This window comes from Bradyrhizobium sp. NP1, from assembly GCF_030378205.1.
Taxonomy (GTDB): Bacteria; Pseudomonadota; Alphaproteobacteria; order Rhizobiales; family Xanthobacteraceae; genus Bradyrhizobium.
The window spans coordinates 6,532,360-6,553,536 of sequence record NZ_CP127385.1; the positions used below are offsets into that span (position 1 = coordinate 6,532,360).

At 61.0% G+C, this 21,177-nt stretch carries 18 protein-coding genes; 8 read left to right on the plus strand and 10 right to left on the minus strand.

The genetic code is table 11. The features are described 5' to 3' along the window. Positions 1–13 precede the first annotated feature (13 nt). On the minus strand, positions 14–241 hold the full coding sequence (locus QOU61_RS31635; protein ID WP_289655106.1) for a hypothetical protein: 228 nt from the start codon (positions 239–241) through the stop codon (positions 14–16). A gap of 259 nt (positions 242–500) precedes the next feature. Here QOU61_RS31635 and tetH point away from each other — a divergent pair, with 259 nt between their 5' ends. After that, positions 501–1,286, plus strand: coding sequence for a thiosulfate dehydrogenase (gene tetH, locus QOU61_RS31640; protein WP_289655107.1), 786 nt, complete (start codon positions 501–503; stop codon positions 1,284–1,286). A 287-nt stretch (positions 1,287–1,573) separates the two neighbouring features. Here the strand turns inward: tetH and QOU61_RS31645 are convergent, their stop codons facing one another. From QOU61_RS31645 to QOU61_RS31655, 3 genes are all read right to left on the minus strand, one after another. Further along, positions 1,574–1,963 (minus strand): response regulator transcription factor, encoded by a 390-nt coding sequence (locus QOU61_RS31645; RefSeq protein WP_289655108.1) that lies wholly within the window; start codon positions 1,961–1,963, stop codon positions 1,574–1,576. A gap of 104 nt (positions 1,964–2,067) precedes the next feature. After that, the gene (locus tag QOU61_RS31650; protein WP_289655109.1) at positions 2,068–2,727 is read right to left on the minus strand and encodes a response regulator transcription factor; all 660 of its coding nucleotides are present in this window, start codon (positions 2,725–2,727) and stop codon (positions 2,068–2,070) included. Continuing rightward, positions 2,724–5,426 carry a PAS domain-containing protein gene (locus QOU61_RS31655; RefSeq protein WP_289655110.1) on the minus strand — a complete coding sequence of 901 codons (2,703 nt, stop codon included), beginning with the start codon at positions 5,424–5,426 and terminating at the stop codon, positions 2,724–2,726. The genes QOU61_RS31650 and QOU61_RS31655 overlap by 4 nt, the downstream gene beginning before the upstream one ends. Positions 5,427–6,976: 1,550 nt before the next feature. Here QOU61_RS31655 and QOU61_RS31660 point away from each other — a divergent pair. From QOU61_RS31660 to QOU61_RS31680, 5 genes are all read left to right on the plus strand, one after another. After that, the gene (locus QOU61_RS31660; protein ID WP_289655111.1) at positions 6,977–7,375 is read left to right on the plus strand and encodes a hypothetical protein; all 399 of its coding nucleotides are present in this window, start codon (positions 6,977–6,979) and stop codon (positions 7,373–7,375) included. A gap of 278 nt (positions 7,376–7,653) precedes the next feature. Next, positions 7,654–8,439: a winged helix-turn-helix domain-containing protein gene (locus QOU61_RS31665; protein ID WP_289655112.1), complete on the plus strand. Its 786-nt coding sequence runs from the start codon at positions 7,654–7,656 to the stop codon at positions 8,437–8,439. A gap of 20 nt (positions 8,440–8,459) precedes the next feature. Further along, complete coding sequence (gene hemA, locus QOU61_RS31670; protein ID WP_289655113.1) at positions 8,460–9,722, plus strand: 5-aminolevulinate synthase; 1,263 nt, start codon at positions 8,460–8,462, stop codon at positions 9,720–9,722. Positions 9,723–9,882: 160 nt separating this feature from the next. Continuing rightward, entirely contained in the window at positions 9,883–10,086 is a 204-nt protein-coding gene (locus QOU61_RS31675; RefSeq protein WP_289655114.1) for a hypothetical protein, read from the plus strand. A 449-nt stretch (positions 10,087–10,535) separates the two neighbouring features. Then, on the plus strand, positions 10,536–11,567 hold the full coding sequence (locus QOU61_RS31680) for a bile acid:sodium symporter family protein (RefSeq protein ID WP_289655115.1): 1,032 nt from the start codon (positions 10,536–10,538) through the stop codon (positions 11,565–11,567). A gap of 10 nt (positions 11,568–11,577) precedes the next feature. On the opposite strand, the gene QOU61_RS31685 is transcribed toward QOU61_RS31680, so the two are convergent. The 3 genes from QOU61_RS31685 to QOU61_RS31695 all read right to left on the minus strand — a co-directional run bounded on the left by QOU61_RS31685 (position 11,578) and on the right by QOU61_RS31695 (position 14,216). Continuing rightward, positions 11,578–12,945 (minus strand): sensor histidine kinase, encoded by a 1,368-nt coding sequence (locus QOU61_RS31685; RefSeq protein ID WP_289661964.1) that lies wholly within the window; start codon positions 12,943–12,945, stop codon positions 11,578–11,580. 63 nt (positions 12,946–13,008) lie between these two features. Then, the gene (locus QOU61_RS31690; RefSeq protein WP_289661968.1) at positions 13,009–13,686 is read right to left on the minus strand and encodes a response regulator transcription factor; all 678 of its coding nucleotides are present in this window, start codon (positions 13,684–13,686) and stop codon (positions 13,009–13,011) included. 353 nt (positions 13,687–14,039) lie between these two features. Then, positions 14,040–14,216, minus strand: a complete 177-nt coding sequence (locus QOU61_RS31695) for a hypothetical protein (protein ID WP_289655116.1) — start codon at positions 14,214–14,216, stop codon at positions 14,040–14,042. Positions 14,217–14,322: 106 nt separating this feature from the next. Between QOU61_RS31695 and QOU61_RS31700 the strand changes: the two genes are divergently transcribed. Next, a complete protein-coding gene (locus tag QOU61_RS31700; RefSeq protein WP_289655117.1) occupies positions 14,323–15,141 on the plus strand; it encodes a hypothetical protein in 819 nt (272 codons plus the stop codon). Here QOU61_RS31700 and QOU61_RS31705 read toward each other — a convergent pair. Genes QOU61_RS31705 through copM form a run of 3 tightly spaced genes read right to left on the minus strand, consistent with a single transcriptional unit; the run spans position 15,077 to position 20,103 of the window. Continuing rightward, entirely contained in the window at positions 15,077–16,348 is a 1,272-nt protein-coding gene (locus QOU61_RS31705) for an efflux RND transporter periplasmic adaptor subunit (RefSeq protein ID WP_289655118.1), read from the minus strand. The genes QOU61_RS31700 and QOU61_RS31705 overlap by 65 nt on opposite strands. After that, the gene (locus tag QOU61_RS31710) at positions 16,345–19,530 is read right to left on the minus strand and encodes an efflux RND transporter permease subunit (RefSeq protein WP_289655119.1); all 3,186 of its coding nucleotides are present in this window, start codon (positions 19,528–19,530) and stop codon (positions 16,345–16,347) included. Before QOU61_RS31710 ends, QOU61_RS31705 begins: the two co-directional genes overlap by 4 nt. 54 nt (positions 19,531–19,584) lie before the next feature. Next, positions 19,585–20,103: a CopM family metallochaperone gene (gene copM, locus QOU61_RS31715; RefSeq protein ID WP_502876844.1), complete on the minus strand. Its 519-nt coding sequence runs from the start codon at positions 20,101–20,103 to the stop codon at positions 19,585–19,587. Positions 20,104–20,558: 455 nt separating this feature from the next. Between copM and QOU61_RS31720 the strand changes: the two genes are divergently transcribed. Further along, positions 20,559–20,789 (plus strand): hypothetical protein, encoded by a 231-nt coding sequence (locus QOU61_RS31720; protein ID WP_289655120.1) that lies wholly within the window; start codon positions 20,559–20,561, stop codon positions 20,787–20,789. The last annotated feature ends 388 nt before the right edge of the window (positions 20,790–21,177 follow it).

Genomic DNA, 21,177 nt, shown 5'->3' on the forward strand with positions numbered 1-21,177 from the left:
CGCCCGCAAACCGTCAATCGTCCGATTTCGGACCGCCATGATAACGGTACGCGTTGGTCGCGTCGGTTTCTGTCGCTGCGGACCGGTCGACCGCATTGAAGGCGTCGACCGCCTGCCGGTCTAGGAAAGTACTCGCGGCGGTCTCATGTCGCGAATCCGAAGCGGCCGGTTCGGCCAGCGCCTGCCCAGAGATGGTCATCAGCATCACTAACGATGCGGCGATTGGTAGAGTCTTTGTCATGGTCTGTTCCTTGATTGTGTCCCCGGGCTGCCGAGCGCATCACGGTACAAAAAGAAGCGAATGCTGTTGATACCGATATGGGCTTGCAATCCGCCAACGCCACTAAAATCCATTTCAGAAGCCCGTGCGCCAACGTTCGAGCGGGCTTGATGACGTGCAGCAAGCCCGAATGCTCAGTGAGCTTTCTAAAGAAGGATTTATTGGTCCCGGAAGAACCAGCTGATTAGCTGCTTGAGGACGGCAGGCAGGAATCACGACGATGAAGCTAATAACCGGCAGACGAAGCGTATTACGAACAATTGCCTTGACGGCGGCCACGAGCGCGATTGGCGCTGCCTCGGCGTCGGCCGGCATTGCGGGCTCCGCGTTGCTGCCTCCCGGTGCTACGCATCTTGAGGCGTTGAGGAAACGTCTCGCGCAGGCACCCCGCCGCCGCGATTTCAAGTCCGTACCGATGATCCTGGACCATCCGGAGCAATGGGATCACGAAGCATTGACCGAAGTTCTCTCCTACGCAGCTGCGCAGAAGCAGGTCTGGGACAATACAGAGATCGGAGGCCCCTGGCTCAACTTCATGCGCAACGCCCTCAATTCACAGATCTGGTCTTTCAAGCATCCGGATTTCCTCGCGGTCTCGGTGACCCATGGGACGGCGCTGCTCGCACTTTATGACCAGGCCATGTGGGACAAATATCGGCTCACAAAACTGGCCGGGGACGATTTCGAGACCAACACGCTGATTCTCGAGCGGAAGGCGGCGACGGTCGATTCCACGAACTACGAGGATCCGGCCGGCGCCTTCTCGGCTGCCGACAATTCAATCCCCGCGCTCATGCGGCGCGGCGTGGTTTTCATGTGCTGCCATAACGCGATCTGGGAACAGGCGGCAGCGCTCATCAAGCTCGGCATCAATCCCGACAGGCTCTCTCACGACGCACTTGCGGCTGAATTGACCAACCATCTGGTGGATGGCGCCGTCGTGATCCCGGGCGCCACTGGCACGTTGCCCGAGCTGCAGCAGGCCGGCTTTCACTACGCGACGTGACACCGAGCCCTATCGCCACAACGGAGCGTCTTCATCCCGGCGCGACAGCCGCTGATGCGCGGCCGCCCTCGCCTATTCCACCGACATGCTGGACGCCTGTATTGCGCCGCTTCGCGCGATGGATCGGTGGACCGGCTCGTTCACCCTGCTCTCTTGAGCCTAGTTCGCTCGGGGCGAATTGCTCCGGTGCTACCGGGTTCCGTCCAACTACCGAAATAGTTGGGAGCTTCGATACCTTGGTTTAGCCTTGCTTCGGACCGCTTCCCAGGTCCGGAGGGATGGGGATCTCAGTCCCCCGCTCCGCCATCACGCGACATCGGCACCGCATTGAGGCATTCGATGAGTGTATTCCCGTCGAATGGCTTGGTCAGATAGCAAATCGCCCCGGCCGCAAGCGCCCGCGCGCGGACCTTCTGGTCGGGGAATGCCGTGAAAAAAATGAACGGAACACCGTAACCCTGAGCGCGCAGATGATCTTGCAACTGAACGCCGCTCATACCAGGCATTTGGACGTCCGCCATCACACACAAGAAGTCGTCGAGGTGGCTCGACTGCAAGAATTCTTCCGCAGATGCGAATGTATGCACGATATATCCGAGCGACCTCACGAGGCTGTCGGTCGTGGCGCGTACTGATTCATCATCGTCAACGATTGCGACAAGCGGAAGCTTCGACAAAGCGATCTTTCCTTGATACGGAGACAGCGCCAAAGCGTCAGCGTCGCCCAGCCCCCAGATAGCATCACGGATGGAGATCGGAAAATGATACCTGAGTATAGACTCTAGCCCTTCCGGCGACGGATTCCGAGCAAATCAGCCATCCCTACCAGCTCAATCACCGATCGCGCTCTCATTTTTCGCATCATATTGACGCGATGCACCTTAACTGTGATCTCGGTAACTCCCAGCTCTGCCGCGATCTGCTTGTTCATCAAACCATCGACGACGAGAGCTATCACCTCCCGCTCACGTGATGTCAGGGAGTCAAACCGAACCCGCAGTTCCGCCACGACCTTTTCGCTGTCGCGCCGTTTCTGGTCTCGCTCAAGCGCTCTCACCACTGCATCCAGCATCTCCTGGTCGCGAAACGGCTTGGTCAGGAAGTCAATGGCCCCAGCCTTCATCGCCTGGACCGACATCGGGATGTCACCGTGCCCCGTCATAAAGATGATCGGGATGCGAATATCGGCCTCGGCCAGTTCGGCCTGGAAGTCCAGTCCGCTGACCCCGGGCAACCTGATGTCGAGCACCAGGCAACTGGCCGCATCGGGCATCTTGATCTGCGCAAATTCGCGCGCCGATCCGAACAGCTCCACCCGCAAGCCGACAGATCGGAAGAGGCTGCTCAAGGTCTCGCGGATCGCCATATCGTCGTCGATGACGAAGACGATTCGTTCCGCCGAACTGGCGAGGTCGCGTTGCGATTTGGAACTCCCCGTCACGCGGCTTCCTCTTGATACAATGGCAATGTGAACCGAAACCTTGCGCCCGGACCAGCATTGTTGGCGCCCGACAACCGCCCCCCATGAGCTTCTATGATCGAGCGGCAAATCGATAGTCCCATGCCCATTCCGCCGGATTTCGTGGTGAAGAAAGCATTGAACAATTTGTCGGCACTGTCGGCGGATATTCCGACGCCCGAGTCCACGACGTCGATCACCACCCGCTGCGTTTCATCCTGATAGGATCGGACGACCAGTTCATGCGGCCGATCCGCGATCGATTGCATCGCTTCAACACCGTTCATCACCAGATTGATGATCACCTGCTGCAGCTGGACGCGGTCAGCCATGACGATGGGTGCGGTTGGCGCCAGCTCTGTCCGCCACCGCACATGACGCGTGGCGAGCTCGCGCTGAACCAACGTCATGACATCATCGATAATGCTGTTGATATCGAGCGGCTCCTTTTGCGGAGCGGCGTTCCTCGCCAGCGCACGAACACGTCGGATCACCTCGGCCGCTCTGTTTCCCTCCTTGATGATCCATTGCGCGGCCCGACGTGCTTCGTCCAGATTTGGATTGTTGCCATCGAGCCAACGCAAGCACGCTCCCGCCGCATTGACGACAGCGGCGAGCGGCTGGTTCACTTCATGCGAGATCGAGGCTGTCATTTCTCCCAGTGTCGTCACGCGCGTTACGCGCGCAAGTTCTTCTTGCGCCTTGTGCAGCTTCTGCTCGGCCTGCTTGGTAGCCGTCAGATCCATCACCGCTCCAACGTATTCGAGCTGGCCCGCATGATTCCTGCCAGCGTGAGCGACAACACGGACGAACTTGACTGACCCATCCGGCATCAAAAATCGGTGCTCGTAGTCGAGATCCTTGCCGTCGCGAAACGCGCGCTCACGTGACTGTTCTACAAGCGCACGATCCTCAGGGTGAACGCGCTGCATGATCATTTCGAAGGTGATGGAATGCGACCCATCGTATCCAAGGATTCTGAGGAATTCTTCCGAACCCACGCGTTCGCCCGTGGAGATGTTCCAGAAGAAGCTGCCGGTTTGGCTCACGCGCTGTGCTTCGACCAATTTCGACTCGCTTCGCCGAAGTTCTTCCTCGGCCCGCTTGCGGTCCTCGATGTCGGTCGACGAGCCATACCATTTGACAATGTTTCCCAACTCGTCGCGCAGCGGCACGGCGCGGAACAAGAACCAGCGATATTCACCATCGAAGCGCCGAAGCCGCGCCTCGAGCTCGCCGGGCATGCCGGACTCACGTATTGCGGTCCATTTCTGCAGCATGCCCTTCTTGTCTTCAGGATGAAAGGCGCGGGGCCAACCGGTTTCGGCCTGGTCCGGCGAGAGGCCGGTATAGTCGAGGGCCGGTTGATTGAGGAAATCGGGGATCCCGTCCGGGCTGGCGCGCCAGACCAGTGCCGGGATTGTGTCAACGACCAGTCGAAGGCGATCCTCCGACCTCTTGATTTCGTCGAAGGCCTTTTTCAGCTTCTCGTTTGCGAGGTGCTGCTCGGTGACATCGATATGCGTACCAACCAGTTCGATCACCTCGCCATCCTTTCCCAGAAACGGGTGCCCCACGGAGTGTACGTATCTGATCGATCCGTCAGGGAGCGCGATTCGAAAATCGACTTCGAGGTGCGCTTTCTCTTGAACGGCACGCTGCGCCATTTCGACGACCCGCTCCCTGTCCTCGGGGAGAATACGATCACGGAAAGGTTGGGGTGACAGGGTATCCTTTTTCGGATCGACGCCAAACAAGCGGTATAATTCAGGCGAACGATACACGAATTCTCGGCTGCGCACATCCCAAGCCCAGCTGCTGGTCTGACTCAAGCGTTGGGCTTCGGCCAAATAGGCCTCGCTGCGTCGCAACTTCCGTTCCGTTTCCCTTACGGCAGTGACATCCGTCACTGCGCCGATGAACTCCACGCTCCCCGACGTATCTCTTTCGGCGCGAGCGACCACATGGACATATTTCACCGAGCCATCCGGCATCAGGACGCGATGTTCATGATCGAAATCCTTTCTCTCGCGGGACGCACGGTCAATGGTTTCCTGCACCGCCGGGCGGTCCTCGGGATGGGTGCGCTCGACAATAAATTCGACGGACGGCTTCCTCGTCAGGTCAAGCCCGAGGATTCGGTAGGTCTGGTCTGACCAGACGATCTCCCCGCTGGCAATATTCCATCCAAAGCTTCCGGTGCCGCTCAATGACTGTGCTTCATTCAAATACATTTCGCTGCGCAGAAGCGCCGCTTGACTTTTCTCTTGGTCCGCCATCGCCGCATGCACGTCATCGCGCGAACGCCGAAGCTCCTGCGTAGCCTTCCTTTGCGCCGAAATCGTAAATGCAACGATGAGCGATGTAAGGGAAAACAGGACCAGGCGCGGGGCTTCCGAAATGCCCACGGCGAAAAGCTCATGCTTCCAGACGAATGAATTGGCCGGGGGCGCCAGGTAATAGTGAAAGGCCAAAAGCGTGAGTATGACCGCCAGCAGCGCCGGGCCGAAGCCGCCTACCCACGCGGCAAAAATGACTGCGCAAAGCATCGACGAGGCGATGGCTTCGGCATTGAACAAACGCGTTACGAGCTCGGCAGCAATGATCGCAGCTGCAACCGACAGGACCGCTACGGCATAAGTATTGGCCAGGGACCGGTGAGGAGGATAAGGCTTTGTCATTCTGCCTGCCCGTCCCGCTTCAGCTGATGAGACAGCAATGCTGCAGGGAAACAATACCGAGGCCGATCTTTCCGGAATCCGGGAAGCATCCCCGGTTCCCGGCAAGCGAGATTAGAGCATTTTGAAGAAGTCCGGCAATGCGACCGCCGCGCTAGGCTGGCCGCGGTTCCGCAGCGCCGAAGTCGTCCCAAATTTCGCTCAAGGCCGCGCAAAACCGAACCAGACAGCGTCATCTCGCGCAAGCGATTCCGCCTGCAAGGCCTCACCCTTATCAATTGGCTGCTCACAATACCGATGCGCGATCCTGATCCGATGGTCGCTTCGGGCAATCACGGCGCCGCACGGTGACGAATATCTGCTGGCAGCATCGCTGCTCGCCCCCGCGGATCAACGACGGCTGACGAAAATGCCCTCCTGCGACCATGCAGCAGCGAGGACCGCGAAGTCGCCGTGCCTGTCTGGAGCACAGCCCGCGCGATCGACCATGGCCCGAGCCAACGCGGCGAGCCGGTGCAGGTCTATGGTAGCCCTGGCGGACTTGCATAAACACCGGAATGCGTTCTGACCTCGGCCGAATAATACGACGTCGCAGCGCAAACCCAACCGAACCTCGAGATAAACCAGCTAAACCTTCGTTTAGTTGAAACGTCGGCTTGGCAAACCTAGTCTTGCACAGCGGCAGCGCGGCCGCGTTTTTCGCTCTGACGCGTACCCTATGCCTCCAGGCGGGTGGCTTCGCTTAGCGGCGTCTCATCTCCCGGTCACGCTGAGGCAGGCGGGAGGCTGTCCGCCCGCCGTCACAGCGCGAAACTGTCATCCGCGGCTCCTTTCGGATTTTCTCCGCGTGTCGTTGGCCGATGGTGACCAACCAGGTTGCAGTGGTGCCGCGCGCAAAAGCTGCCGCGGCCTGACCTCAGAGGACTTCGCGATCTGGCTACGCGCTCACGGGCGTATGTGAGCCAGCGGGACGCGCGGACGTTCGCCGCCGCCCCCGCGAGCATGGGGCGAAGCCCAAATCATCATAAACCTCCGTATAACTCTTCCGATGCTTTTTCGATATCGGATGCTTACCCGCGTACGATTGAGAGAGCACTCCCACCCTCCTAGTCTAGCTGACAATCGGACGAGCCGATTGCAGGTGACAGGATGTTGACGATCCCGGCCAATCAGATCGCGCCTAGCCGCAGAACGCCTGCGGCGCGCTCCGCGGCGGTCCTTCACCTCCACGCGAATTGCAACGGCGAACACGAAGCCGACAACAACCGCCACCGAGGCGATCCACAGCGGAGGCAGCAATGCGCAGCAATTCCCAACATCTTCGTGACCACGCGGCCAAGCGCTGCCCGATCTGCGATGGGAAATTCGGGCTCATCAGGCACTATTCCTGGCGAACCGCGCTCTGTTCAAGGAAGTGCGTTGATCGGTTCAGGGTACGCCCGGAAGCCGACCGCAAGTGGCTGTCCTGGCTTCGCGTGGCCTGACAACGCCTGCATCGCCCGCTACGCGCAAACTTCGGCAGATTCCGGCTTGCTGCGCAAGGAGATTGCGCGATGAACCTCTTCCGCAAAATTTTCCTGAGCGGCTGCCTTTACTCCGGGTTGGCGATGCCTGTCCAGGCGCAGGACGCACAAGACCACGCCGGACTCCATCGCCATCCGCCCCAGGATCAGCTTCTGCACGAAAAGTTCTACTCAACGTGGCACATGCCCGACAACCCGTCGGCCAGCTGCTGCAATGATGCGGACTGCTACCCGACCGACATCAAATACATCGAGGGCAATATCTACGCGAGGCGCCGAGAGGACGGAAAGTACATTCCCATTCCGCCAGAGAAGGTCGAGCGAAACAGGGACAATCCCGACGGCAGAAACCACCTCTGTGCGCCGCCGCCCAGCAGCCTCCACCCATCGGATACCGTCTACTGCTTCGCCCTAGGAGGTGCCACGTGAGATTCATCCTGGTCAACGGTCGGACACCCCGCTCTCAACCGGTGTGTGTGATGTGCGAGAAGCCGATCAAAGGCGGCTACCTGCGGGAAATCGGGACGCACCTCACCTACTGCGATCACGATTGCTACGCAGATCACTGCGATAGCGCAATCCGGCTTCTCGAAAGCCGGGCAAGGGCATCAGCTTGACGGCCATAGAAGCCGGTCGGCGGAAAGGACATCGCAATGAGAACTCGTACCACGAGCCGCAATGTACCACCAAACCATGCGGAGTCGCCGTTGGTCGGCGCTGACCCAAGGGCTTCGGAGTCGAGATCGACACAGTCGCCGAAGCCTCGCGCCGGACGCGCGCAACATCAGGGCTTTGTCTCGCGCACACGGAATTCGCCAACGCCGCGGAATGAAATCGCGGAACTTCTGGCTGATATCGACGGCGTGCCCGTTCTGTTTCGTTTGCTCGTCGCGGATATGCCCGTCGACGCCCAGTCAGAATCTGTCCGCGACGACGCCAGCCTTCATCCGCTGCTGTCGAGCACACTCGAAAAGATGGTCGACAGGATGCGCGGATCGCCGCGGCGACGCGACATCCCCTCACAGCAGCCGCTCGCGACGGTCGAATTGATATCGAGCGCGGAACATTTGAACCGGCTGCCGGTGCTATCGAATGATACGGTGCTGCGCGTAGGGCCGCTGGAGCTCGATCTCCTGGACCGAACCGCGAGGCGCGACGGCCGTCAGATCGATCTGCGACCGCGCGAATTTCAGTTGCTCAAATACATGATGCAGCGAAGCGAAAAGCTGCTGACACGAGCCACTCTCTTGAAGGAGGTGTGGAACTATAAGTTCGTGCCGGAAACCAATCTCGTCGATGTTCACATGGGCAGATTGCGTCGCAAGGTCGATGGCTCAAATGAGGCTCCTCTGATTCGCAACGTCCGCGGCGTCGGCTTCGTTCTAAGTGCGACTTCCTTTTCGCAATGTTTGACGCCGAGACCCGGAAAACGATCGGCAGCCTGGCCATCGGACCACTCCTCGCAGCCGGTGGAAAGGGTGTTGCAATGGTAGCCCATCACACCGGCGGCCCAATGTTCGATTATATCGGCAGCTTCAAATCTGCCATCGCCGCCCTGCAATGTGAGCGCCGCTATCGCGTCTTCGCTGATCTCGAACGCAAGGCAGGACAGTTCCCCTTTGCAGTTTGGAACAGTCCGAACGGCAAGCGCGATGTCGTCGTGTGGTGCTCGAACGATTATCTCGCGATGGGCCAGCATCCGAAGGTGATCGATGCGATGTGCGACGCCGCGCGCAGAATGGGCGCCGGCTCGGGCGGGACACGCAACATCTCGGGCACCAATCGGGCGCTGGTCGAGCTGGAGGCTGAACTCGCGGACCTGCATGGCAAGGAAGCGGCGCTCGTTTTCACATCAGGCTACGTGTCCAATCAAGCCGGAATCGCCACAATCGCCAGGTTGCTTCCGGATTGCTTGATCCTGTCCGACGCGCTCAACCATAATTCGATGATCGAGGGCGTCCGTGCCGCTGGCTGTGCCAAGCAGATCTGGCGTCACAACGATCTTGAACATCTGGAGCAGCTGCTCTCGCGCGCGGCACCTGGCCGTCCGACGTTGATCGTCTTCGAGAGCGTCTACTCGATGGACGGCGATGTCGCTCCGCTCGAAGCCATTTGCGATCTCGCGGAGCGTTATGGTGCGATGACCTATCTCGACGAGGTGCATGCCGTGGGCATGTACGGACCTCGCGGCGCCGGTATAGCCGAGCGGGAGGGGGTGATGGCACGAATCGACGTCATCGAGGGAACGCTTGCCAAGGCATTCGGAACGCTCGGCGGCTACATCGCCGGCAGAAGCGCTGTCGTGGATGCCGTTCGATCCCATGCTTCCGGATTTATCTTCACGACATCCCTGCCGCCCGCGATCGCCGCGGCAGCGACAGCGTCGATCGCCCATCTAAAGACATCGGGCGTGGAGCGCGCGGATCATCGCGCCGCCGTGGCAGCAACCAAGGCAGCTTTGCGGGAAGCTGGCCTGCCGGTGCTGGCGACTGAGACGCATATCGTGCCGGTGATGATCGGCTGTCCCGATCTGTGCAAGCGGGCAAGCGATCTTCTGCTCGAGCGGCATGGCATCTACATCCAGCCGATCAACTATCCCACGGTCCCCCGGGGCACGGAACGATTGCGGATCACGCCTACCCCGGCACATGATTTTCGACTGATTCAGCAATTGGCGGACGCCATGGTCTCGGTGTGGCGAGAACTTGGCCTGCCACTAGGATGCGGCTATCAGCCCGCCGAGCAGCATGCGCAGGCATTCGCGGCTGGCGGATAATCCGAACCGACGTTTCGTGACGGCCGCGCGACGGCGCTCCGGTCGCCGAGCCTGCGATCGCCCGCGAATGTGTTCAGCGCTCGTCAGAAATGAAAGCCACGGCCGTGGCGACGCGTTTACGTCGGCCACTCAATGGCAGGGAAGCACAGGAGCTTGACCGATGACCTCTTTCCATCAATTCAGCGTTTTTGCGGCATCGCGCGGTGAGGGGCTTCATCCGAAGCTCCAGGCCTTGCTTGAGCGCGCGTCCGTCGCTCCGTTTTCGGAGATATCGATGCGTCATGATGGCCTGATGCAGGCCGGGCCAAGTCCGGAATCGGAAATCGTCCCATCGCGCGTCAACGTGACATTGTTTTCGCGATAGCTACCTGCGCTGCTGCTACCGGCCCCAAACCGGGAAAGTGGAAGCCTCGGCAGCGCTTGATGCAGCGCCGTGACCTGACGCGAGGGAAGCCCCTAAACAGACTTTTAATGGTGACGGACTGGCCGCCTCCTATCTGAGAAGTGTTCGCGCAATAAAGGAGGCGACCATGACGATCATTGCATCAGAATTTGCGCTCGCGATCAGTCGCGACGAATGGATCAGCTGTTCCCACTGGGGCATGTTTCCGGCGTAACGAAAGACGTCGAACTCGCGCGGCGAGGCATGAGAAGACTGTTTCCCGAACAAGGCGAGCGCTGGGCTTGCGCTCGGGCACCTTGTGAAGCAGCCCGGCGCCGATGCACGGCCTGGTAAGCCTTCCAGCATGAACCCCAAGCGGAGGAGTGCCGATCGTCGCGGCCCGACAAGCTGGAACCTAGTGAATTGCCAGGATGAATCAGATCACCAGCATGTCCCGCCCCAAGTTCGTGCCTGACAACTTCACCCTGGCGCTGATCGGGACGCTGGTCGCGGCCAGCCTGCTGCCATGCCGCGGCTCGGCGGCAGTGATCGTCGATCATCTCACCAATATCGCCATCGCGCTGCTGTTTTTCCTGCATGGGGCGAAGCTGTCGCGCCAGGCCGTGGTCGCGGCGGCAAGCCACTGGCGACTGCACGCCCTGGTGCTGCTGACCACATTCGTCCTGTTTCCGCTGTTCGGCCTGGCGTTCAAACCGCTTCTGTCTCCGCTCGTCACACCCACGCTCTACGCCGGCATCCTGTTCCTCTGCACCCTGCCGTCCACGGTCCAATCCTCGATCGCCTTCACGGCCATCGCAAAGGGCAACGTCCCGGCGGCGATCTGCAGCGCGTCGGCCTCGAGCGTCATCGGCATCGTCGTCACGCCGCTGGCGGTGAGCCTCGTGCTCTCGAGCCATGTCGGATCGGGTTCGGCCTGGCGCACCGTCGGTGAAATCGTGCTACAGCTGTTCGTGCCCTTTGTCTGCGGACAATTGCTGCAGCCGGTGATCGGCGGATGGATTGAGCGCAGCGAGAACATCGTCAGCGGGGTTGATCACGGCTCGATCTTGCTCATCGTCTATTCAGCCTTCAGCGAGGCAGTCGACGAAGGCCTGTGGCATCAGGTTCCACCTTCGGCGCTCGCCGGGCTGCTCGTCGCCGACGGCGTCCTGCTGGCTGCCGCGCTGATCGCCACCTCGCTCGTCAGCAAATGGCTGGGCTTCGAGCGTGCCGACCGGGTGACCATTGTCTTCTGCGGCTCAAAGAAGAGCCTGTCTCAGGGCATCACCATGGCCAAGGTGATCTTCGCTTCGCACGCCGTGGGCGCGGCCGTCCTGCCGCTCATGCTCTTCCATCAGATCCAGCTGATGGTCTGCGCGGCACTGGCCCAGCGGTGGAGCCGCAGCGCGCGGCCCCTTCCGCCCCTGGCTTCAGCGGATGCGAAACCCCTGCTGCCGCGTTGACGACGGCTCCTCATCCTGGCGAGCGGTCGGGACAAATGATCTCCAGTCGGCCGCCCGGGCCGGGATGAATCACGAGCCTGAAGCCATGCAGCTTCACGATCGCAGCCACCAGGTTCAGGCCGAGGCCTACGCCTGGCGTATTTCTCATCTTGTCGGAACGGTAGAAACGCCGCAGCACGACCTCCCGCTCCTGCTCGCTGATACCGCAACCGGTGTCGCTGACGCGCACGATAGTCTCATTGTCGCCGCGCATCAGCCCAATGGTCACCCGACCACCTTCCGGCGTGAACTTGATCGCATTGTCGACGAGGTTGGCAACCGCCTCAAACAGGAGATCCCGGTCGCCGCGCACGTCAAGCGCCTGTTTCGCCTCGACCTGCAAGCTGACATTCTTGTTTTCTGCGATCGGCTCGTAGACATCGCATACCTCCCGCAGCATTTCGTGCAATGAGACGGTACCGAACCCCGCCGAGCGTCGATTATTTTCGATTTCGGCCAGGCGCAACAGCGCCGTGATGATCGTCAGCGACTGGTCAATGTTTCCGATTGCCTTGTCCGTTACCGTCTGGAGCTGTTCAAGCGTCACGGCGTTGGTGCGACCGCGCTCCAGCACCAGCCGTGCCCGCGTCAGCGGCGTTCGCAAATCGTGGGCGATATCGTTACCTACGCCGGCGAGCGCGTGAATCATGCTCTCCATTTCATCGAGCATGCCGTTGACGATGACGGCGAGCCTCGAAAACGGCTCGTCGGTGTCACGATGTGGAAGCCGCTCGCGCAGATCGCCGGCGATGATGCGCTGGACGCGTTGATTGACCTCCTCGACGCGTTTTTGGGCGCGCATGCTGAGCCACGCGCCAGCCAGCAGGCACAGGCAAAGCGCCGGCAACAGACCCAGCGCCAGCGCCTGAGCGACGACGTGGGAAATCTCCCTAGTTTCGTCGACCTCTCGTCCGATCACCAGCGCCTCACCATTCGGCATGTGTCGGGCAATCGCACGAATCACGTGGACCGTCCGCCCATCCGGAGGCGTTCGCTCGACCGAGATGTTCCGCACGGTATCATCCACGTCAAGCTCGGGTGGAAACCGCTCCAGATTGCCGGCTGTCTTGCGGCCGTCGGCGCCGAACAGGCAGGCATATTGAACACCTCGGGAATCCTCCCCCAGGTGAGTATTGATCGCGTCTACTCGGCGGTCGTCGGGCAGGCCGGCGATGAAGTTCAATTGACTGGCGATCATCTTGTCGGATCGTGCGATCAGATACTGATCGGTCTGCCAATAGATGAAGCCGAACAGCACAATGACGAAAACGGAGAACACGCCGGCCACCGCCAGCGCCCATTGAAAGGTGTTCGAACGGATGATTGGAGCCTGGATCATCTGATCTCGCCGCGCGAATGTCTTGCCCAACGTTTGCGGCGCGTCACCACCGGCCATGGGCGCCTATGGTCCGGTGCGAAGGATGAAGCCCGCTCCACGGACATTGTGGATCATGGGCGCTTCGCCCGGTCCATCCACCTTGTGGCGCAACCGGCCCATATGCACGTCCACGAGGTTCGTTGCCGGAACGAACTTGTAGTTCCAGACCTCCTCCAGAAGCATGGCTCGCGTCAGAAGCTGATCGCTCCGTCGCATCATGTATTCGAGCAGGCGAAACTCGCGCGGCAGCAGATCGATCGACCGATCACCGCGTTTTGCGGTTCGCTCAATCAAGTCCAGCTCGAGCGGTCCTGCCTGCAACGTCGTCTCGCGCGATTCCACCGGCCGGCGCAGCAACGCCTCCAGCCTGGCGACGAGCTCCACCAGCGCGAATGGTTTGGTGAGATAGTCGTCACCTCCCATCCGCAAACCGCGCACGCGATCGTCGACCGCTCCCAGCGCGCTGAGGACCAGCACCGGCGTACGGACCTGGTCCTTCCGCAATGCTTCGATCACCGTGAGGCCGTCCATTCCCGGCAGCAGCCGGTCGACGATCATGGCGTCAGGTCGCGATGAACGTGCCTTGTCGAGGCCTTCGATGCCGTTGGCCGACCATTCGACTTCAAAGCCGCGTTCGGCGAGCTCGGCGGCAATTTCCTCGGCCGTTTCGCTGTCATCCTCGATGAGAAGCACTTTTGCCATCAATTCATTCTCGGCCGCCGCTAAGGCATTCGCACCGCGCACAGTGCTCGAGCCTGCGTTTCCTGGGATCATATACTTGCTCGAGAGCAAAGGCATCATGTCAACAGCCCGCAAGCGCCATGGGAGAAGAGTCTGCCGGCGTCGCCCGCCTCGCTCGGGGGTGGAAGGCGTGGCGGACGCCGTCCTTTCTACGGCCGGGGCGAGTAGGTCGGGACCGTTCTTGACGAGACATAAGCCTGGAGAACCGGGCGCACCATTAAATACGGTTTTATAAACGGCGTGTTAGGATTGACCTGCCGCCAGGGGCCGCGGACATGCGGCCCCGCAGCGACGGCGACGGAGCCATTTTCCTGTCAGCAGCCCGCCGGCGATACGCCCGGGGTTGCCGCAGCGCCGGTGGCGTTGGCCGGCGCCATGGTGCCGGGGGCTGTGACGTTCATCGTCACGCCCTCTGCGCATGCCGACGTATTTGGCGTCGGCACCACACCCGTTGTCGGATCGATGCTGGTGTCGCCTAGCTGCGTGACCACGGGCTGAATTGTGCCTGGCGGCGGGCTGTTCGGAATTTCCGGGGTCGAGAGCGGCAAAGCTGCGCCATTGACGGGCGGACCACCCGGCGTAGAGCTGCATACGACGGTGGACGAGCTTCCGAGCGGGGACACCGGCGCTGTGGTTCCGGTCGCGCTGCCGACGATTGTCGTCGGAATGGTCCCCAGCGGGCTCGACGACATCATCGCGGTCGACGGCATCATCGTAGTGGATGGCATTGCAGTAGCTGGCGGCGTCGCGGCGTTGCTACCCGGCATGAATGTGGAAACGGGATTCGGTCCCGTCGACGACGTCAGCGCGGGCCTTGCAGTGGTAGAAGGCGGAGCCGCTGCTACAATGGACGACGACACCGGTACCGTCGAGCCGGGAAAATCCGTTATGAATGACGTCGCTGGCTGTGCGGATAGTATCAGAAATGACGCCGTCGCACTCCCCGTCGCGGCCGTAGACGCGGAAGCCGATGCGGTTGATGTGGTTGAAATCGATGGCGTCGTTCCGGTCGTGCCGCCCATTGCCGACATGGAGACAACCGGTACCGTCGGCGTTCCAGGCGTGATTTGCCCTGTCGGTGCGGCGCAGGCTACGACCGTGCCCGGCGCTGAAGGGTCAGATGCCAGCGGCACCGGCGCCAACGTCGTGTCGGGAGCGCCCGGCTGCAGTGTCGCCGAGAACGGACTCGGGCCATTGAGCGGTGACGTCACGATCGTCCCCGGTGTCGACGAAAGTCCCATGGCCGTGGTGCCCATGGTGGAGACCTGCGCAACGCAAGCAGTGCAGCCCATCAGCAGGACGGCAGCTGTCAACAGTAAGCGCCGCATGGCGACCACCCTTCCGAATCGATCTAGCTCGTCTGCGGCTTGCGCACGGCGACCTTGCTGCCCTCCGCCAGGTCGATCATCGGATTGAGGATCACCTGGTCACCCGGCCTGACGCCGTCGTGCACTTCGACCTCCTTGCCGAAGTCGCGCGCGATCGTGATCTTCTGCAGATGGGCGGCGCCGTTCTCGACCACCGCAACATGCAACCCGTTCTGATCGAAGACGACGGCATCGGCCGGAATGACCATCGATGGCGTCTTGCGCGGAATGAACAGCTCGACGGTACAATAGATTCCGGGGCTGAGCGCACCATCCGGATTGGGGACGTCGATCTCGGTCAGCAGCGTCCGGCTGCCGGGCTGCAACGCGGTTGCGATCCGCGTAACCTTGCCCGGAAAAGTCCGATCTGGAATCTCGGGGACACGAACCACCGCGTCGACGCCCGGCCCAAGCCCGTAAGCCTCGTCCTGGGGAACGAACACCTGGGTCCGAATCACGTCGGGGTGCATCAGCGTGAACATGAAGGTCGATCCCGATGTCACCAGGCTGCCATTGTCGATGTTTCGCTGTGTGATCACGCCATCGAAGGGCGCTACGACGCGCTGGTAGGCCTTCTCCTGTTCCAGTATTCGAATCTGGGCCGCCTGCGCGGCAATATTCGATTCAGCCACCGCCACCGCCGCCTGCTGCGCCTGTAGCGTCAGGCGGTCATTGTCGCCCTGCTGAAGCGTGAGCCATCCCTGCTTGACCAGCTTGCTGTCGCGCCCATTGGTGACCTCGGCAAGCTCTCGGCTGGCCTGCGTCTGCTTCAATGTCGCCTGGTTCTGGGCCAGCGTCGCCTTGGCCTGCGCTATCTGGTGGTCGAGTTCGGGCGCGGTGATGTCCACCAACAGGGCGCCTGCCTTGACCCGATCGCCGATGTCGACGTAGCGCTTTTCGATGTAGCCGTTGGTGCGCGCAAAGATATTGGCCGCCTCAAATGCCGTTGTGGTCGCCGGCAAGGTAACAGCGATCTTGCTGTCGCTGGCGCGGACCGCAGCGACGCGGACCTCGGGGACAAGGGTCCTGCGCTGTTGTGCGGTGGCCGCGACGGCGAGTTCAGCCTGGTAATGCCGCCAGCCTCCTGTTCCAAGGCCGCAGACGAGCAGTATCAGCGCAGTTCCGCCGAACAGCGCCCCGCCGTAGCCGCGTCGTCGCTTGCGTCGAGCGTTCGGGAGCGCAACGACGCGATCGCTTTCGGGATCGAGCCGGCCGCGGGTATCTTCATTTCTTGTTCGCTCACGAATGTCGGTCATTCCGGGATTTCCTCAAATACGCCATGGTGAGGCTTTCCGTCGTTGCCCTTGCGGAGCATGGCGAACAGGTAAGGCACGATCAGCAACGTCGTCGGCGTCGCGAACAGCAGGCCGCCGATCACAGCACGCGCGAGCGCGGCGTTCTGCTCCTCGCCGGCGCCGCCGATCGCCATCGGGATCATGCCGACGATCATCGCCGCCGCCGTCATCAGCACCGGGCGGATCCGGGTGCGGCCGGCACTCAGCGCAGCCTCGAATGCGGAGTGACCCTTCAACTGCTGCTCGCGCGCGAAGGTGACGAGCAGGATCGAGTTCGCCGAAGCGACGCCAACCGCCATGATCGCTCCCATCAGCGACGGCACGTTCAGCGTGGTGCCGGTGATGAACAGCATGGTGACAATACCGCACAGCGTCGCCGGCAGAGCCAGGATCACGACGAACGGATCGCCGAAGGTCTGGTAGTTCACAACCATCAGCAAATAGACGAAGACGGCGGCGAACAGCAGTCCGATGCCGAGATCCCGGAAAGAGCTGTTCATGCTGTCGATCTGACCGATCACCTGAATCGAATTCCCGGCCTTCATTTCCTTCTGCAGGTCTGTCGTGATCTTCTTGATGTCGGCCGCAACACTGCCGAGGTCACGACCCTGCACGCTGGCATAGACGTCAAAAACCGGCTGGATATTGGTCTGGTTGGAATTGGTGGCGACCGTGTCCCGCTTGAACGTCGCGACATTACTCAGCATGCCGGGGACGGTTTGCCCGCTCGCCGCAAGCGAGGTGGAAACCGGCGTGTTTGCCAGCGCATTGAGCGAGTTGATTTTATACTCTGGCGTCTGCACCGCCAGGTAATACGGAATTCCCGAACTCAGATCGGTCCAGAAATTGGGCGATACCTGCACCGACGAGCTCAGGCTGACATTGATATTGGTGGCCACCGTGCTTGCATTAAGACCGAGCTGCGCCGCCCGCGTCCGGTCGATCTGGGCGTAGAACGCCGGACCATCAACCTCCTGCTGCAGATGAGCGTCGACGATGCCCGGAATCGCGGCGAGGCGCTGACGGAGCTGCTTTGCAACTGCAAGATTGTGCTTGTCGTAGCCCATCGTCCGGACATCGATCTGCGCCGGCAGTCCGAAGTTCAGAATCTGCGTTACGATATCGGCTGCCTGGAAATAGAACACGTCCTCCGGGAATGCGGCCGGCAGCACCTGGCGCAATTTCTTGACGTAATCCGCGGTCGGCTTGTGGCCCTCCTTGAGCTGCACCTGGATAACGCCATCGTTGATCCCGATCGTCGAGCCGTCGGCGAACGCGAGATTGTAGGCTCGCGCCGGCAGTCCGATATTGTCGACGATAAGGTCGCGGTCCTTTTCCGGAATGACCTCGCGGATCTTGTCCTCGACCGCCTGGAATATCGCCTCGGTGGTTTCGATGCGGGTTCCGGCGGGAGCGCGGACGTGAAGCTGGATCTGGCCACCATCGATCAGCGGGAAAAAATCGCGACCAACGAACAGGAGCATCACGGCGCCGAGGCTGAGCATCACCACGGCGACGATCGGGACGATAACCCGCCGGCGAAGCAGCGTCGTCAGCAATCTTGAATAACCATCACGCAGTTTCTCGAAGCCGCGCTCGAAAGCAGCAGAAATTCGTGAGAAAAGACCCGCGGGACGGCCGTCATCCGCGTGATGGCGTTTTTCACCCTTGAGCAGCAAGCCGATCGTGATAGGGGTCAGGGTACGCGAGAGGCCGTAGGACGCCAGCATCGCGAATACGACCGCAAGCCCAAGCGGGGTGAACAGATACTTGGCCGGCCCCTCGAGGAACACGACCGACGTGAACACACAGCTGATGGCAAGCGTCGAGACCAGGGTCGGCACCGCGATCTCGGCAGCGCCATGCAGCGTCGCCTCGGAAAGCGGCATGCCCTCCTCGGTCCACAGGCGATGAGTATTCTCGATCGTCACGGTCGAATCGTCGACCAGAATGCCGACTGCCAGCGCCAGGCCGCCGAGCGTCATGGTGTTGAGCGTCTCGCCGAGAAAATACAGCACGGTCAGCGATGACAGGATCGCCAGCGGGATCGAAATCATCACGACCAGCGTCGATCGCCAGGAACCCAGGAAGATCAGGATCATCAACGCGGTGAGTCCCGCAGCGATGGCGCCCTCGCGCAAGACGCCATTGACCGAGTTTTTCACGAACACTGACTGGTCGAACAACTCGGTAATCCTGAGTCCATTCGGAGCAGCGGCGCGAATTGCCCCCAGCGCCTGCTTCACGCCGTTGACGACCGCAAGGGTCGAGGCATTGCCGTTCTTGATCACGCTGAGCAGGACCGATCGCCTGCCATCCTCGCGCACGACGTTTTGCTGCACCATCGCGCCGTCGCGCACCTGAGCGACGTCCTTTAGAAGGATGGTAGCGCCATTGGCGAACTTGACCGGCATCATGTTGAGGTCGTCGATCGTCGCCGGCGTCGCGTTGGTTCGCACCGTATATTGGGTTTTTCCGATCTTCGCCGTTCCCGACGGTAAAGTCAGGTTCTGCGTATTGACCGCGTTCACGATGTCGAGCGGCGTCAGCCCCCGGGACAGAAGCTTGTCCGGGTCGATATCAACCATGATCTGGCGATACTTGCCGCCCGCCGGTGTGGGCAATGTGACGCCGGGTACCGGCGCCAGCTGCTGCCTTACGCGGTAGATGCCGAAGTCGTAGAGTTGCTGCTCATTCAGGTTGTCCGAATTGAGGCTGAGCTGCAGAACGGGCACGCTCGATGCATTGAATTGCACGACGATCGGGGGCTCGATGCCTGGCGGCATCAGCGAGCGAATGGCATTCGTCGCCGACACGATTTGCGCGATCGCGAGATCGAGGTTGACGTCCGGCTGGAAGTAGATTTTCTGGATCGAAAGACCATTAAGGGTCTGCGCTTCCATGTTCTTGATGCCGTTGACGTTGGCACTGATGGAATACTGGCTATAGGTGCTGACCCGCTGCTCCATTTCCGGCGTGGTGAGGCCGGTATACTGCCAAATGACAGTCACCACCGGAATGCGGATCTCCGGAAAGATATCCGTCGGCATCGATCGGATGGCGGCAACGCCAAGAAACAGGATCAGCGCCGCCAGCACATAGAACGTGTGCGGGAACCGCAGTGCAAATCGGACGATACCCATGATCTATCCTTGCAGCACAGGCCGCCGTGAAAGATGCACTGCGACCGGCATCGACTATCGAGACACCTTCGTTCCATCGGTCGCGTCGCCCAGCCTGGTTAGTTGCGGTGACAACTGCACGCGAGGCAGATCCATCAGCTGCATCGCGGATGATCGCCCGTCACTGACGGCATTTCGCATCACGCTGATCTCTCGCTGCTGAGCAGCAACGATCTTCCGCGCAAGCTTGCGAAGCTGCGCGTTATGGCCGAATTTGAGCTCGGCCTTCGCCATGTCGACGGCGCCCTGATGGTGCGGCACCATCATCTCGACGAAATCGCGATCGACATCGCCGGTCGGCTTGACCATCATGCCCGCCATCATCTTGTTCATGGCGGCTGCGTTTTCCGACAGGAACGGCTGCTCGTCCGGATATTCAGGCCGGTCCGCGGCATATTGAATCCGCATCGAGCCGGGGAGGTGGTGATGCCGTGGAGGATCCTTCGCCAGGGCGAACGACGTCGCCGCAACCGACGCCGTGGTCGCCAGCGAGATCACACGTTTGCGGACAAAGGCGCGCGAGACCAAAATCATCACCGTCTCCAGTTGCAGTCAGCCGTCCATCTGCATGGACTTCTTGCCCGTCGTTCGCGTCCCGCCGACATGTTTCTTGGAAACTTTGCCCCAACAAAGCACCTGGCAAGCCGCTAGGCTCCGGGATCTGTCCGAAGATGCCCACCGAGCCCGGCGTTCTCAATTAAAAACCAATTTAGAGTTCCGGACGTCGGTTCGACGGGAGTCCGCGCAGCCTGCGACCTCGAACCGCCGCGTGACAGCGGTGTCATCGCCTGGCACGCCGCAGCGACATCGGCGAGCCCGCGCTCGTTCAAGCCCATCAGCAGGCGCCGGAGTTCGTTATCGCACGATGTGCCGACCTCGCACGGCGTTGAAGGAACGTGATGAAATGTTGCTTTAATCCCTCGACCCCTGCCCCACTTCCCGAGATGGGCCAATCGTCGTTGGCTTTTCACGTCTAACGGAGACATCAAATGACCAAGGTTAAACTTCTATCGGCTGCGCTGATTGCTGCAGCCGCCTTCGCAACTCCGGCGATGGCTCGTGAGGGCCACGTCGCCGTGCGGCACCAGGCCGCCGTGACGACTCAGTCCGGCACCGATTATGCCGACGGGCGTTCCTGCATCCGGGCTCCCGCTGTCGGGGCGTTCGCTTCGGATCCCTGGGACAATGGCCCGCCGTGCGAACCTGCGTCGGTCTATTGATCGTCCGCATCGCAGCGCCAGTAGCAGACCGGATCGATTCGGTCCGCATCCAACGCTGGCGTGACCGCGCTCGAAGAGGTCGGGCTGGAAACGAGATGCCATAAGGCCTGACTTCTTCTTTGGCACTGCCCGCTTGCTCCAAGCGGGCAGCGAAAACGTCGATCAACCAATTGATGCGGCGGCTGCAGGCCCGTGACGGGCGCGAGCGCGGTGACGCCTCCAAATCCAAAGCAACACGAAGCGGCCGCCGCAGACCATCGCCGTGGAGCAGACGCACCCGCTTCGCCGACCGGCGGCACTTTCCCGCGCCACCGGTCGCCCCCCAATCGATGTGCGTTGCCCGGTACTCACCTGACCGTGCCGAGCCGTCATCTCATCTCTGGAGTTT